Below are 14,403 nucleotides of genomic sequence, written 5' to 3' on the forward strand. Positions count from 1 at the left end.
CTGTCCTTAGCTGAAGGTGTATCGGCTCAATGGCAAGCTGCGGATGCGCTGGCCGGTCAACTGGGCCACCGCGTTAGCCACGGCCGGCGCCACTGCGGGCAGCGGTGGTTCGCCGATACCGCCCATTTTTTCGCCGCTCTCGATGATCTTGACGTGTACCTGCGCCATGCGTGAAGGCGGCAGGATCGGGTACAGGTCGTAGTTGCGCGCCCGTGGTTTGCCGTCCACGTACACCGCTTCTTCCAGCAGCGTTTGCGACAGGCCCAACGCCACGGCGCCGGCCACCTGCGCCTGCACAATCGCCGGGTTGACGATGCTGCCGGGATCGATCGCTTCCCAGATGTGATGCACCTTGACCTGGCCGTGCTCGATCGACACTTCAGCGACCACCGCCGCATGGGAACCGAACGGCGACGCCATTGCCACGCCACGGGCTCGGCGACTGCCGTCTTCGGCGGTGTAAGGGCCCCGCTTCCAGCCGCCGGACAACTCCGCCGCAGCCTTGAGCAAGGTAGTCAGTCGCGGGTTGTCGCGCAGCAGGTGCAGACGCAACTCATAGGGGTCGTGACCGCCCTTGTCCGCCAGTTCATCAAGGAACGCCTCGTAGAAAAAGTCGTTGAGCGAATTGCCCACCGAACGCCAGTAACCGAGCATCGCCGGGCCTTTGACGTAGATCTGCGCGATGCGCTTGTTGGGGATGGCGTAGCTTTTGCCCGATAGCCCTTCGATGGCCGTGGGGTCGATCTTGTCGCCCTGTTTGCCGGCCAGGGCTTCAGTCGGGCCTTCGGTAGCGCTGACCGCTTCGATGGCGACCGGCAGGCCTTTGTCATCCAGCGCAGCGCGGAACTTGACCACTGCCAGCGGGCGCAATACGTCACGCAGGAACTCTTCCTCGCGGCTCCAGATCAGTTTGACCGGGCGGCCCACGGCCTTGGCCAGTGCGATGGCCTGCGGGTAGGGATTGGCCGACTCATAGAGGAAATGCCGACCGAAAAAACCACCCAGCAGCGGCGAGTGCAGGGTGATGTTCGCCGGGTCAAGGCCGGTGCGCTTGGCGATGTCGGCTCGGAACATGTCCGGTGCCTGGTTGGGCAGCCACACCTCCAGCGAGCCATCGGGGTTGAAGCGCGCCAGGGCCGACGGCGGCTCCAGCTGGGCATGGTTGAGGTATTGGTTGTGGTAAGTGGCTTCGACCCGGGTTTTGGCGTTTTTCAGCGCGCCGGCCACGTCGCCTTCGTTCTCGTCGTCGCGGGCCGGACCTTGCTGGGCGGCGAGGAAGTCGCGGTGCTTGTCGGTGGAAAAGTCTGCGGGCATTGCGCGCAACGTCGAATCGGCGGCCGCTTCCAGCCAATCCACCTGGATCGCTTCGACGGCGCGTTTGGCGTGCCACCAGCGTTCGGCCACCACCGCCACGGCGCCGGTCAGGGTGTGCACCGAATGCACGCCTTTCATGGCTTGGACCTGCGCCTGATTGCGCAGGCTGCCCACGGTCATGCCCAGGCGGGGCGCGTGCTGGACGGCGGCGTGGAGCATGTCGTCGACTTTCAGGTCGATGGTATACAGCGCCTTGCCGGTGGATTTGTCATAGGCGTCCAGACGTTTCACCGGTTTGCCGATCCAGCGGAATTGGCTCGGGTCGCGCAGGGTGATACTGGCCGGGTCGGGCACCGGCATGTCCAGGGCGCGCCCGGCCAATTCTCCGTAGCCCAGCGAACGGCCGGACGCTGCGTGCACCACGCGGCCAGGCTGGGTGGTGAGTTCGGTGAGCGGTACGCCGAGCTGTTGGGCTGCGGCTTGCAGCAGCATGGCGCGCGCGAGAGCGCCAAGGCGGCGCATGGTCGGGTAGCTCATGCGCACCGACATGCTGCCACCGGTGATGCGCATGCCGTTTTCCATCACCACATAGGCCTCACCCGGTGGGGCAGCCTCGACCACGAAGGTGGCGGGGTCGGCGTCCAGCTCTTCGCCGACGATCTGCGCCATGGCGGTGTGGGTGCCCTGGCCGCCTTCCATGAAGGGACTGAGCAGTCTTACGCTGCCGTCCGGGCGAATTTCCAGAAACGCCGGCACCTGGGTGCCGCGCTCTGCGGCGTTGGTCGTGGCCGCCTGCACCCGGGCCGAGCCCATCGGCAGGCCGAAGCCGATCACCAGCGCGCCCACGGCGGTGCTGGCCAGAAAGCGTCGGCGCGACAGGTTGACCGGCTCACCCAGAGGCACGTCAGACAACGGCAGAGGCGTATTCATAAGGCGCGCTCCTGCTTGGCCAGGTCATCCATGGCGGTGTGGATAGCGTTGTAGGTGCCGCAGCGGCACAGGTTGACCATGGCCGCGTCGATCTGCGCCGGGGTGGGTGCGGGGGTGTGCTTGAGCAGCGCAGTGGCCGCCATCACCTGCCCGGACTGGCAATAACCGCATTGCGCCACTTGATGCTCGACCCAGGCGGCGACCACGCGCTTGCCCACGTCATCGGCTTCGATGGCCTCGATGGTTGTGATCTCGCGGCCCGCCACGGCGGCTACCGGCGTGACGCAGGCGCGCACCACGTTGCCGTCCACCAGCACCGAGCAGGCGCCGCACTGGGCCAGGCCGCAGCCGTACTTGGTGCCGGTCATGCCCAGGTCGTCCCGGATCACCCACAACAGGGGCGTGTCGGCGTCAGCCTCCACTTGATAGGCTTTTTGGTTGATGCGTAATTCCATGGCGGGTTCACCTGCTGATCATCGGTCGGTGTAGCTGAGTTCTTATAAGAGGTGCGACGCAAGTCGCCCATCGTTGCACTCTAGACCACGGGGCCTGGGCTATCTATCCAATCGGCGGCAAGTCCGTAGGATCAGGCAAGTATTCAACAGGAATGCGTTAGTGCAGGAGTGTAGTCCTCTGCTGATCTGCCGGGCATGGCTTAATGCCGTTCAGTTAAGTGCAGATTCCCTGTGGCGAGCAGGCTTGTCCTGCGTTGGGTTGCGCAGCAGCCCCAAAACCAGGCGCTGAGCCGTATCAGGCACTCCTCGTTTTGCTGGATTGGGGGCGCTTCGCGCCCCAACGCGGGGCAAGCCCGCTCGCCACAATAAGCCCACATATTTTCCTTAACTGAACGACATTAGGGCATGGCTGCACTTTTTTTCATTCTTCTGCTCTATTCCTGTCACGAACGCGCGCATTCAGCGCGCAGGCAGCAGGACCCGACCGGATGCGGATGAACCCTCTTTCACCTTGTTTAACCCGACGCTGGCCGCTGTTGCTCGCGGCGCTGCTGGCGCTCGGTGCCACGGCGTGCAGCCAGCAGCAGGGCCGCGACATGGCCCGGCAGTTCAGCGAAGGCAAGCCTGACGAGTTCTTCCAGACCAGCGTGGACCGCATGGCCACGCTGGGCATGCGCGATAACCTGCAGAGCCTCTATCTGCTGATGAACAAGCTCTATCTGCGCAACCCGAGCCAGTGGCGTCAGTCGGGTTACCCGGATGCCGTGACCGCCGCGCGGACAATCCGCCAGGCCATCGAAAACCGTCAGCCGTTGCCAGCGCTGGGCGAGCGCCGCGACCTGGCAGCCTTGAGTTACTCGCTGAGCCCAGAGTTTCGCGGCGACCGCGTCGGCGCATTCATCTACGCCATCGGTAGCATGCTGGTCACCGCCCACGGCGGGCGCACCCAGTTTTACGTGACCGATTCGATCAACCCGCAATTTGTCAGCAATGCCGCGCGCAACATCGAAAAGGCCACCTGGCTGCTCGGCCAGCGCCAGGATGCCAATGGCGTGTTGCTGCTGTTTTCCAACGAGATCTCGGAGGAGGGCAGCAACCTCAGTTTTGCCGTGGAATTCGGCAAGATCGTCGCGCGCCTGGACCTGCTTACCCAGATCCTCGACGAGCGCTACCGCCGCATCGGTCTCAACTATGCGCAAAGCCTGTTGTTGATGAATTTTCTGCCGGTGCAGTGACCCTTCGACGGGGAAGTGCGGTGTTTCGCTTTCTCATGTAGGACACGGCCGATCTTGCGAAGGACCGCTTGAAACGCCCCTCTACCGGCAATAGCCTCGGACTTTTCCTAAAAATCGAGGCCTACCTTGGGTAAGCGAAAAACGGTTTGGCTCACGGATCGCGACATTCGTTTGCGCTTCATCCTGTTTGCAGTGATCGATACCGCGAGCGCTCAGGGCGTCGCGGCAGAGCTTTTATTACCGGCGCAGAAACTGCTCCAGGACTCGCCGACCGAAGCACAGTTGCGCAACACCCTGGACGCGATTCTGGCCACAGATGAAATGTACGGTTTCAGGTTTGCGCCGGGGTCGGAGGCCGATGACTTCATGCAAGCGCTGGAGCCTGTCATGCAAAGGAAATGATTCGTTTGCAAGGCGTGACCCGGCGAAGCCGCCGGGCTTCTTACGCTTCCCACCGCCAAGGACCTGCCTCATGTTGTTGCGTCAATCTCCGCTTGTGTTTGCCGCCCTGACCCTCGGTTCGCCGTTGCACGCCGAAACGCTGCAGTTGGCACCGGTCGAAGTCACCACGGCGCCCGCCAGTGCCGGTGAAGTGGCCCAGGCGCAGCTCAAGAGCGTGCCCGGCGCTACCAATTACGTCGACATGGACAGCGTGCAGCAGGGGCGGGTCAGCACCAATGAAGATGTGTTCAAGTATCAAGCCGGGGTGTATGCCAAGGCTGCGAATAATGAAGGGGTGAAGCTGTCCATCCGTGGCTCGGGCCTGAACCGCGGCCCCGGCGCCCATGCGTCCGGCCTGTTCGAGATGCTTGACGGTCTGCCGCTCACCGGGCCCGGCGGCACGCCCTATGAACTCAAGGACCCGCTGTGGCACAGCCGGGTTGAAGTGTTGCGCGGCGCCAACGGTTTTGATCGGGGCGCGCTGGCGCTGGGTGGCGCGGTCAACTACGTCACCCGTACCGGCCATGACGCGCCCGCCTTGCAACTGCGCTATGAAGCAGGCAGTCGCGGTTATGCCCAGCGTGAAATCAGTTCCGGCCAGGTGCTGGGCGACTCCGACTACTACATCAGCCTGACGGACTCCGCGTCTGACGGTTATCAGCAACAGAGCGCGGGCAGCGGCAAGGGTGTTGCCGCCAACTTCGGCTATCGTTTCAACCCCGACCTGGAAACCCGCTTCTATTTTCGTTACCGCCAAACCGCCAACGACACCCCCGGCAAGCTCACGCGCTACCAGATCAGCCATGACCCGCGTGCCGCCAACAGCCTGAACGCCACCCGCGATTCCAAACGCCTGCAGCCGGGCTCCACCTGGATTGCCAACAAGACCACCCTGCAGTTGGATGACCGCTCAAAGGTCGAGGTCGGCCTCGCCTATCACGACTACCCCATGGACCTGCGCGAAGGCACCAACCGCCTGAAAGTCGCCTACACCGACATCAGCGGCACACTGAACTACATCCGTCAGGACAGCCTGTTCGGCCATGACAGCAAAACCACCCTCGGTCTGCGCACCACCCAGGCGATGCCCAACAATGGTGCGTCGGAATATGTACGTGTGCCTGCCGGCAATACCGCCATCTATGCGCCGGGCACCAAGACGCGTGATTACTCCTATCTGGGTTCCGACACCGTGCTGCATATCGGCAATGACCTGGAGCTGCTGCCGGACCTGTGGCTGACCACCGGCCTGGCCGCCATTTATACCCGCCGCGAGACCCAGGTTACCTACCCGCAAGGCCAGGCACCGCTCAGTCAGCATGACTGGGATTACGCACCGCGCATCGGCCTGCGTTATGACTTCAATCCGCAATTGCAGGTGTACGGCAACCTCAGTCGCTCGGTCGAGCCGCCGCATGCGTGGTCGATGATCTGGGGTTCCAACAAATTCTTCACCAGCGGCCCGGCCAAAGGGCTGTCGCGCGAAGGCGTGAGCCTGCAAAACCAGACCGCCACCACTCTTGAAGTCGGTGGGCGTGGTGAGGCCTGGCTTGGCGCCTGGGACCTGGCACTATACCGCTCCGAAGTGCGTCACGAACTGCTGGCTGTGGAAACCCAGGCGCAGACTTCCACCAGCAACGCCGTGATTGCCGAGTCCAACGCCAGCCCCACCGTGCATCAAGGCATGGAACTGAGCCTGCTCAGCCCGCTGTGGGACGGCGGCCGCGGCGGCAGGCTCGAGCTGCGTCAGGCCTACACCTTCAGCGACTTCCACTACCGTGACGATGACCGCTTTGGTAGCAACACGCTGCCGGGCATCCCCAGGCACTACTACCAGGCGCAGGTGCGCTACAGCCACCCGAGCGGCTTTTATACCAGCCTCAACACCGAGCACGCTTCGCGGGTAGCGGTGGACTATGCCAATTCCTTTTACGCCGCGGCATACACACTACTGGGCGCAACGTTTGGCTACGATGCACCGAAGCAGGACTGGCAGGCGTGGGTCGACCTGCGCAATCTCACCAACCGGCGCTATGCCAATACGGTCACGCCGGGGTATGACGACAAGGGGTTGGACGTCGCGCGCTCGACCCCGGCCGATGGGCGGGGAATCTATACCGGGGTGTCCTGGCGCTGGCGTTGAGTGCAAAATCCGAAACGGATTAATGGGTGGCAGGCAATGTCACGGTGAAAGTTGTGCCAGCCGCTGCCGATGAACTCACCGCCACATCACCGCCATGCACCTTGGCCAGTTCGCGCACGATATACAGGCCAAGGCCCACGCTGCGCACCTGGCTGGCTTGATCGGTGCCGCGGGTCATGGGTTCGAACAGATTGGCGAGCAGGGCCTCGGGAATCGCTTTGCCATGGTTGTGCACGGCGACTTCGCACGCGTTGTTGGCAAGCCGCGAGGTGATGCAGATGTCGCGTTGCGGGTCGCCATATGCCGCGCTGTTGGCCACCAGGTTACCGATGATCTGTTGCACGCGGTCGGCGTCCAGGCTCGCATGGCCATCGCCCTCGGTATGGTGCACCAGCGTTGCCTTGGGGAAAGCGACGCGCAGTTCCTCGACGGCGTGGTGAACGACTGCATGAAAGTCCAGTGGCGCGGTGCGGATAACGATACCGTGCCCGACCCGGGCCTGGGTGAAGTCGAGCAGGTCGGCGATCATGCGCTGGGCTCGCTCGGATGACTGGTCGATGTGCCCGAGCAGTTGGCGCTCCTTGGGCGTGCGTTCACCACGGCCGAGAAAATCCGAAGCCATGCGGATGGCCGTGAGCGGGTTTTTCAGGTCATGGCTGACAATTGCCACCATCTGCTCGGCGAACATCGCGCGCCGCTGGGAGATGGCATAGGCTTGCTTGAGTTCTGCCTGTGCCTGATGCAGGGCGACTTCGGTGGCGGTTTTCTCCTGCAGCAGGGCTTCGGCCAGCTTGCGCGCGTTCAACAGCTCGCGTTCGTACTTGTCGCGGTCTGTGGTGCCGAACAACGCCAGGTCGTACACCACGGCGTCGTCGAGTTGGCGTCGATTGCCATTGAGCAGCACCGTCACTTTCTGGCCGTCGCGGTGCACGGTGTCGAGCTTCACCTCGGTGACGCTGCCATGCATGCGCAGCATCGGCGCCAGGTGCGTCTGATGGAAAATTCGCCCGCCCATCGTCAGCAGGTCCTGGAAGCGCCTACCGCACAGCTCCTGGACGCTGAACCCCAACCAGTCGGTGAAGCGTGCATTGACCTGCAGGATCGTGCCGTCTTCGGCGGTCACGGCCAGCGCACAGGCGGCGCTGTCGAACAGGTCAGTCGGCATGGGCGACTGCCCACGGTGCCAGGAAGCTGTGCATCGCCGTCGCGCACGCGACTGGCGCGCTCATGTGCGGGCAATGGCCGACGTTGTCGATCAGGCAATACGTGCTGTTGGGTACGACGCGATGCAGGTATTCACCCACCACGACCGGGGCAATCAGGTCGTCGCTCGATTGCAGGATCAGCACCGGGGCGGTGAGGCCGATCACATCCTCACGATTGTCCGACAGGAAGGTCACGCGTGCGAATTGCCTGGCAATGTCCGGCTCGGTGCGGCAGAAACTCTCGGTCAGCGCGTCGCTGAGCTCCGGTTGCCCGGGCGCGCCCATGATCACCGGGGCCATGGCACTGGACCAGCCGAGGTAATTGCTGTCGAGGGTGTCGAGCAGGTCATCGATGTCGTTGCGCTTGAAGCCGCCGATATAGCCAGCATCGTCGATATAGCGCGGCGACGGGCCGATCATCACATGGGCGGCGATACGCCCGGGCCGCAGGCGGTCGGCGAGGGCACCGATCATCGCGCTGACCGAGTGGCCCACCAGAATCACCGGGCCCTGAGCATAGGCGTCGATGATCTCGTTCAAGTCATGGGCGTAACCGTCAAGAGTGCCGTACTTGGTTTTGTCGAAGGCAACGAGGTCCGACAGGCCGGCCCCCACCAAGTCATACATCACCACCCGAAAGCGCTCGGTAAAGTGCGGCGCCAGATAATTCCACATGGCCTGATTGCAGCCGAAGCCATGGGAGAACACCAGGGTCGCCATGCCGTCGCCCATCACATTTACATTGTTACGGTGGCGTAGATCCATGGAGGTCTCAAAATTATGGCGTATTGCTATGTGAGGCGCAGTTTAGATAGTCAAGGCCCTTGGGTCACGCGTTATAGCGCCGATAGGTTACAGTCAGCGCCTTTCAGGAAGAAACTTCAGGTAACAAATATGATGCGGTGGATACGGCTGTCCGTCTTGAGTCTGCTGACGCTGTTGTGCATGAGCCCGTTTACTGCCGCCCAGGCTGATGTTTCGCCGCTTGGCGTGGCCCTCGACCAGCGGGTTATCGACCTCACCAACACCCTCGATGCCGACACCACCGCCCGTCTGAAAAGCCGGCTGGCTGACCTCGAACAGCGCAAAGGTTCCCAGGTTGCCGTGTTGCTTGTACCCAGTACCGGCGGGGTCATTATCGAGGAGTACACCAACCAGCTGTTCCGCGCCTGGCAACTGGGGCGCAAGGACGTCAACGACGGCATCCTGCTGGTGGTGGCCAAGGACGACCGCAAGGTGCGTATCGAAGTCGGATACGGTCTGGAAGGCATCGTCACCGATCTACTGGCCCACCGGATTATCGAAGAGCACATCACCCCGGCGTTTCGCCAAGGCGATTTTGCCGGTGGCGTCAGCCTGGGTGTGAACGACCTCGTTGTGCTGGTTGAGGGTGGCGATTTGCCGCCAATGGCCGTCCCAGGCGCCAGTCCCCCGGCTATAGCGGTACTGCTGGCACTGATCGCTGGCAGCGTCGGTGGTGTGTTGATGGCCGCCGGCCGCTTGCATTGGCGCCGTGCCTTGATTGCCACCGCCGGGGTGACCCTGCTGCTGGCGCTGTACGTCGGTGGTCGTGAATGGCCGGTGTACCTGCTGATATTACCGCTGACGATACTGATCGGCGGCGCCACGTTTGGCGCGCTGTGGCTGGCGCGCGCAGTGTTCTACTGCGTGATGGCCGTGCTGGCGTATATCGTCGGGGTGCTGGCAGCGGATCGGTTTGTCGAACTCAGCCTTATCCACTGGCTGCTGTGGCCCTTGGGCGCAGCAGTGGTACTGGGCCTGTACGTGGGGTTGTTCTTCCTGATCAAGGCATCGTGGAAAAGCAGCCCGCGTTTCTTCCTTGCACGCGTACTCGCGGTCGTCGCAATTTATACTGCGGCGGGCCTGCTGCTGGGGCATGGTGCTCAAGGCTGGGTGGTGGCAATACCGGTAGCCACGATTGCGGCGTTTATCCTGTTCGTGCAGAGCATCTCCCGTTCGGGCTCGGGGTCGAGCACCCGTTCGAGCTCAAGCTCCGGCAGCTCGCGCTCCAGCAGCAGTTCGTCCGGTGGCGGTGGGTCCAGTGGCGGCGGCGGTGCGTCCGGCAGTTGGTGACGCACACTCTCAGGACAATACGATGTAGTCATTGCGTTGCACGATGGGGGTGTGCGGGCCCTGAACGAGATGCACATAACGACCGTCCACCAGGTCGATGGGCAGGCAGTCATCCACATCCATCACGGCATCGGTATGCGCCTGGGACCAACCGCGCAGCATCTGGCGTTTGCCCAGCGCTCTGGCCTCCTGCTTGTTGTGCGCGACGACCAGCAGGTAATGATGGGCCTCGCCGAAGCTGTGGGTGTCATACCCGCCAAGGTTGATGAAATACAGGCGCGGCGCTCCGGCTTGCGGGGCCAACGGGCTGAACTCGACTTTCCAGCCATCGACGCCATCCACCGCCATCCAGGCGTCGATGTGCACGCCCTTGGCGCTGCCAAACCAGTTTTCGCGCAATTGCGGGTAAGTGGCTTGCAGGGTATCCGCCACCGCGAATACCACATCATGAACTTCGATCCTCGCCCTGGGGTGCTTGCCCCCGAGCATCACGACAAACAGCATTGCAGGTTCTTCCTGGCGACTTGGCAGGGGGCAACCATACTTCGATTGAACCCTTTTGTCCGGTCAATGCCCCACTGTTTACTCACGAATTCATCAGGAGGTGTCATGCGTACCATCGATCTGGCCGGCGTACCGGTCCCTGTCATTGGCCAGGGCACCTGGCGCATGGGTGAAGACCCCGGCCAGCACCGCGCTGAAGTGGCGGCATTGCAACTGGGGATCGACGAGGGCATGACCCTGATCGATACCGCCGAAATGTACGGCGAAGGAGGCGCCGAGTCCGTGGTCGGCGAAGCCATACGCGGCAAGCGCGACCAGGTGTTCCTGGTGAGCAAGGTCTACCCGCACAATGCCAGTCGAACGGGCATTCCTCGCGCCTGTGAAGCCAGTTTGCAACGCCTCGGCACCGACTATATCGATCTGTACCTGTTGCACTGGCGCGGCCAGTATCCCCTTGAAGAAACGGTCGACGCATTCGAGCGTTTGCGCGAAGCCGGCAAGATCGGCCGTTGGGGTGTTTCCAATTTTGACGTAGCCGACCTGCAGGAGCTTGCCTCACCAGCCTGTGCCACCAATCAGGTGCTTTACAACATTGAGGAGCGGGGCATCGAGTTCGACCTGTTGCCCTGGTGGCAACAACATCATTTGCCGCTGATGGCCTACTGTCCCATCGCCCAGGGTGGCAAGTTGTTGTCCAGCCCAACGCTCAAACAGATCGCCCAGCGCCACGAGGCAACGCCCGCCCAGGTGTCCCTGGCGTGGGTATTGCGTCAGGACGGCGTGATCGCTATCCCCAAGGCCGTTACGCCGGAACATGTGCGGCTCAATGCCCGTGCTGCGAACCTGGTGCTGGATGAACATGACCTGGACGCGATCGATCGGGTATTTGGCGCGCCCAAGCGCAAGCATCCGCTGGCGATGGTCTAGCCCCGATATCAACGGATCCTGATAAAACGGCGCCCGTCCCTGGGCGTCGTTTGCGCATCACACTACATCAGCTGGACACCGGGCTGCGCCAGTCGTCCGAGCCCGAAGTGCCGGACACTTCGTGGGTCCAGACAATCTTACGATACGTGAAATACACGTCTTCCAGATGGGTGAAGTGCGCGTTGTCCGGGTCCTGGCAATTGGGCATGCGCGACTGGATATCGACGATGGTCGCCCCCTCGAGTTCGATGGTGAAGTAATGCTCCTGGGTGCCGGCCGATGAAGTGCGCAGCCACTCCAGCCGGCACTTCACCTCCTCGCCGCTGGTGAGTGCGCTGAAGAGCAGGGGCGATGACTTGTCGAACACCTTGCTGATCATCAACGGCTTGTGCACCCGCTGTCCGGTTGGCTGACCGGATTGCGGATCGCGCGGGATGATGACTTGGTGTGCAAACGCCTGGACGAGAATCTGGTCCTCGTGCCCTTCCTGGTAAATATTGCCTACCGAGTCCTGAGTAAAAGTGCCTGCCGTAATCAAACCTTGCTTGACGCCAGTGATGGAGAGATACGCGGGTGTTGGCATGACGGGTTTCCTTGTCTGATTGATAGGGACGCCATCCGATATTTAAATCCGATGGTGCTGTTCCCTTAACAAAAAGCGTGCCGGAAAGTGTGAGCCCTAATGAAATATGGAGGGTGGATTAGTGTGTGAGCGTCTTTCGATAACTTGTTATGCATTACTGCGTAAATTTATTGAGTTTGCTTGCGCATAAGTGCGCAATTATTTGCCGTTTCTGTGAATGGGTGGCGGTGGGTCGAATACATGATATTTGGACTGTTTTGCGATAACTGTTGCGCAAATATCTGCGCAGGCCTTGTTTTTAGGGGGTTGTAGGATAAGTCTCAAGTTGAATTTTTCGCTTGATGAATCGTCGTGTCATGGCTAGTGTTTGCAAATCTTATGGGGGTCTCATCGCTGGAACAGTAAAGTTTTAATGTTCTTTTTGTTTGTTGTTAGTGCGTCTTGTGAGGTGAATAGTTGTGCCTGGATCAAAATGGATTATTTGAACTCGCTTTGTGAGAGTTATCTGGAATTGGCGCGGCGGCCTTGCTCGGATGCAAGTTTCGCTGGTAATGAAGTGCGCTTTTCCAGTGAATACGATGCCCTGGAGGCCGAGCTGGCGAAAATGCAATCGATACACAGTGAAAGCCAGCCGGATTGGCAAAAAGTCATTGAAACCAGCGAGTGTGTGTTGGGCGAGCATTCCAAGGATCTGCGTGTCGCGGTATGGCTGGTCTGGGCGCTTTACCAGCGTGAGTCGTTTGCTGGTCTGTTGGCCGGAATAGGTCTCCTGCTGCATCTCTGCGAGCAGCATTGGGCAGTTGTCTACCCGCTCAAGCTGCGCACCCGCCGTGCGGCTTTTGGCTGGCTGGTATTGCGCCTTGACCCCGTGTTCGCCAAAAGCGTGTCAGTTGCAGGCCAGCAGGCGGTATTTCATCTGCTCCACGAACATCTTGCGCGCCTTGATGAATGCTGGAGCCAGCATCTGGGTCACGATGCTCCATTGTTGTTGTCGATTCGCAGGCAACTGTCGGAGCGCCTTGAACCGACCGCACACGGCAATCCATCTCCAGCGGCGTTGCCGCACGTCATGACCAACGTCAAACAGGTGGCGGCTCTGCTCAAGCCCGAGCCCGCAATCGAAAACGAAAGGGATGCGAACAAATGGCTGCGCACCCTGCAGGACCAGGCACGCCCCTTGTGCAACTGGTGGTTGCGCCAGGGCGCTGCAGACCTGCGCGCCTTGCGCCTGAGTCGAACACTGGCCTGGCTCTCACTGACCCGTTACCCGGACGCAGATAACGAGAGAACCACGACCTTGCGTGGCCCCGCAGGCGACAAGCTCAAGCGGTGCCAGGAGCGTCTTGCCCAGGGTCATCACGCCGATCTGATACTTGAGTTCGACGCAAGCCTGAGCAGCGCAATGTTCTGGTTTGACGGACTGCGCATGCAGTGGGAGTGCCTTGACGCACTGCAGGCCAACCTGGCGAAGACCGAGCTGGAGGTGAGTTTTGCGCTGTTGCTGCAGCGTCTGCCGGACCTGCCTGAGTATCGCTTTTACGACGGAGTGCCGTTTGCCGATGCCAGCACCCGTGACTGGATTGCGCTCCATGTGGCCCGCCATCTGCAGACCAACCAACCCCTGGCGCAGGCGAAAAACGTCGGCGCCGCACCGTGGGAGACGGCATTGCAGGAAGGGCTGCCCAGGCTGCGCAAGGACGGGCTCAAGGCTGTCGTCGGCGAGTTCACGCAAAGCCTGCACGCCGCGCGAAGCGAGCGGGACCGTTTCCATTGGCGCCTGGCCCAGGCCCGTCTATGTGTGCTGGCAGGCAAGCACGAGTTGGCGAAGATCCAGCTCGAACAACTGGATGATCACCTGCAGCACGCAGGGCTTGAGCGCTGGGAACCTGACCTGGCGCTGCAAGTGGCACAGCTGCTGTTTCGCTGCTGTGAGCTGCTGCCGCAAGACCAGGCCGTGCGTGAGCGCAAGGAACAAACCCATCGCAGGTTGTGCCACTTCGATCTTGAAGCGGTACTTGAATAGGCTGCAGAGCCGCACGCAAAAAAGGAGAAAAAACCATGCCCAAAGAGGGGTCGGTAGCACCGAAGGAACGCATCAATATCACGTTCAAACCTGCAGTTGGTGGTGCGCAGGAAGAAGTCGAACTGCCGTTGAAACTGCTGGTGCTGGGAGACTTCATCCAGCGCGAGGACCTGCGCAAGCTCGAAGACCGCAAGCCTGTGGCGATCGACAAGAACACCCTGGATGAGGTGCTGGCCAAGCAGGCACTGAGCTTGACGCTCAGCGTACCCAATCGTCTCCAGGACGACGCCGAGCCAGAGGAGCTGGGTATTCAGGTGAACATCAATTCAATGCAGGACTTCAATCCCGCAAGCCTGGTCGAGCAGATTCCCGAACTGAAAAAGCTGATGACCCTGCGTGACGCATTGATGGCATTGAAGGGCCCGCTGGGTAACACGCCGAGCTTTCGCAAGGCTATCGAGCAGGCCCTGGCCGACGACGAGTCGCGCACGCGTGTACTCGCCGAATTGGGGCTGGCCCGGCCCTCCCTATGATTTTCAGTAAAAGGAC

General features: G+C 61.4%; 13 protein-coding genes. 7 read left to right on the forward strand and 6 right to left on the reverse strand.

Annotated elements, in window-relative coordinates; translation table 11 throughout:
* Nucleotides 1-6 precede the first annotated feature (6 nt).
* Nucleotides 7-2,244 carry a xanthine dehydrogenase family protein molybdopterin-binding subunit gene (locus TU75_RS10680; RefSeq protein WP_060548910.1) on the reverse strand — a complete coding sequence of 746 codons (2,238 nt, stop codon included), beginning with the start codon at nucleotides 2,242-2,244 and terminating at the stop codon, nucleotides 7-9.
* Nucleotides 2,241-2,699, reverse strand: a complete 459-nt coding sequence (locus tag TU75_RS10685) for a (2Fe-2S)-binding protein (RefSeq protein ID WP_060548911.1) — start codon at nucleotides 2,697-2,699, stop codon at nucleotides 2,241-2,243. Before TU75_RS10685 ends, TU75_RS10680 begins: the two co-directional genes overlap by 4 nt.
* A 488-nt stretch (nucleotides 2,700-3,187) precedes the next feature.
* On the opposite strand from TU75_RS10685, the gene TU75_RS10690 reads away from it, so the two are divergent.
* From TU75_RS10690 to TU75_RS10700, 3 genes are all read left to right on the forward strand, one after another.
* Complete coding sequence (locus tag TU75_RS10690) at nucleotides 3,188-3,934, forward strand: hypothetical protein (protein WP_003235452.1); 747 nt, start codon at nucleotides 3,188-3,190, stop codon at nucleotides 3,932-3,934.
* 126 nt (nucleotides 3,935-4,060) lie between these two features.
* Complete coding sequence (locus TU75_RS10695) at nucleotides 4,061-4,336, forward strand: hypothetical protein (RefSeq protein WP_003235454.1); 276 nt, start codon at nucleotides 4,061-4,063, stop codon at nucleotides 4,334-4,336.
* Between the two features lie 70 nt (nucleotides 4,337-4,406).
* Nucleotides 4,407-6,518, forward strand: a complete 2,112-nt coding sequence (locus tag TU75_RS10700; protein WP_060548912.1) for a TonB-dependent receptor family protein — start codon at nucleotides 4,407-4,409, stop codon at nucleotides 6,516-6,518.
* 19 nt (nucleotides 6,519-6,537) lie between these two features.
* Here TU75_RS10700 and TU75_RS10705 read toward each other — a convergent pair whose 3' ends face one another.
* Nucleotides 6,538-7,683: a PAS domain-containing sensor histidine kinase gene (locus TU75_RS10705; RefSeq protein WP_060548913.1), complete on the reverse strand. Its 1,146-nt coding sequence runs from the start codon at nucleotides 7,681-7,683 to the stop codon at nucleotides 6,538-6,540.
* Nucleotides 7,673-8,488: an alpha/beta fold hydrolase gene (locus tag TU75_RS10710; RefSeq protein ID WP_060548914.1), complete on the reverse strand. Its 816-nt coding sequence runs from the start codon at nucleotides 8,486-8,488 to the stop codon at nucleotides 7,673-7,675. Before TU75_RS10710 ends, TU75_RS10705 begins: the two co-directional genes overlap by 11 nt.
* 129 nt (nucleotides 8,489-8,617) lie before the next feature.
* Here TU75_RS10710 and TU75_RS10715 point away from each other — a divergent pair, with 129 nt between their 5' ends.
* Complete coding sequence (locus TU75_RS10715; protein WP_060548915.1) at nucleotides 8,618-9,817, forward strand: TPM domain-containing protein; 1,200 nt, start codon at nucleotides 8,618-8,620, stop codon at nucleotides 9,815-9,817.
* A gap of 9 nt (nucleotides 9,818-9,826) precedes the next feature.
* On the opposite strand, the gene TU75_RS10720 is transcribed toward TU75_RS10715, so the two are convergent.
* Entirely contained in the window at nucleotides 9,827-10,321 is a 495-nt protein-coding gene (locus TU75_RS10720; protein WP_003235464.1) for a DUF1543 domain-containing protein, read from the reverse strand.
* A 105-nt stretch (nucleotides 10,322-10,426) separates the two neighbouring features.
* On the opposite strand from TU75_RS10720, the gene TU75_RS10725 reads away from it, so the two are divergent.
* Nucleotides 10,427-11,248, forward strand: a complete 822-nt coding sequence (locus TU75_RS10725) for an aldo/keto reductase (protein WP_060548916.1) — start codon at nucleotides 10,427-10,429, stop codon at nucleotides 11,246-11,248.
* Nucleotides 11,249-11,315: 67 nt separating this feature from the next.
* On the opposite strand, the gene TU75_RS10730 is transcribed toward TU75_RS10725, so the two are convergent.
* Complete coding sequence (locus TU75_RS10730; RefSeq protein ID WP_003235468.1) at nucleotides 11,316-11,831, reverse strand: Hcp family type VI secretion system effector; 516 nt, start codon at nucleotides 11,829-11,831, stop codon at nucleotides 11,316-11,318.
* A gap of 472 nt (nucleotides 11,832-12,303) precedes the next feature.
* On the opposite strand from TU75_RS10730, the gene tssA reads away from it, so the two are divergent.
* Nucleotides 12,304-13,854 (forward strand): type VI secretion system protein TssA, encoded by a 1,551-nt coding sequence (gene tssA / locus TU75_RS10735; protein WP_169794347.1) that lies wholly within the window; start codon nucleotides 12,304-12,306, stop codon nucleotides 13,852-13,854.
* A gap of 35 nt (nucleotides 13,855-13,889) precedes the next feature.
* Complete coding sequence (gene tssB, locus TU75_RS10740; protein ID WP_003235472.1) at nucleotides 13,890-14,387, forward strand: type VI secretion system contractile sheath small subunit; 498 nt, start codon at nucleotides 13,890-13,892, stop codon at nucleotides 14,385-14,387.
* Nucleotides 14,388-14,403 lie beyond the last annotated feature (16 nt).

The organism is Pseudomonas poae, from assembly GCF_001439785.1.
In the GTDB taxonomy this organism is placed as follows: domain Bacteria; phylum Pseudomonadota; class Gammaproteobacteria; order Pseudomonadales; family Pseudomonadaceae; genus Aquipseudomonas; species Aquipseudomonas poae.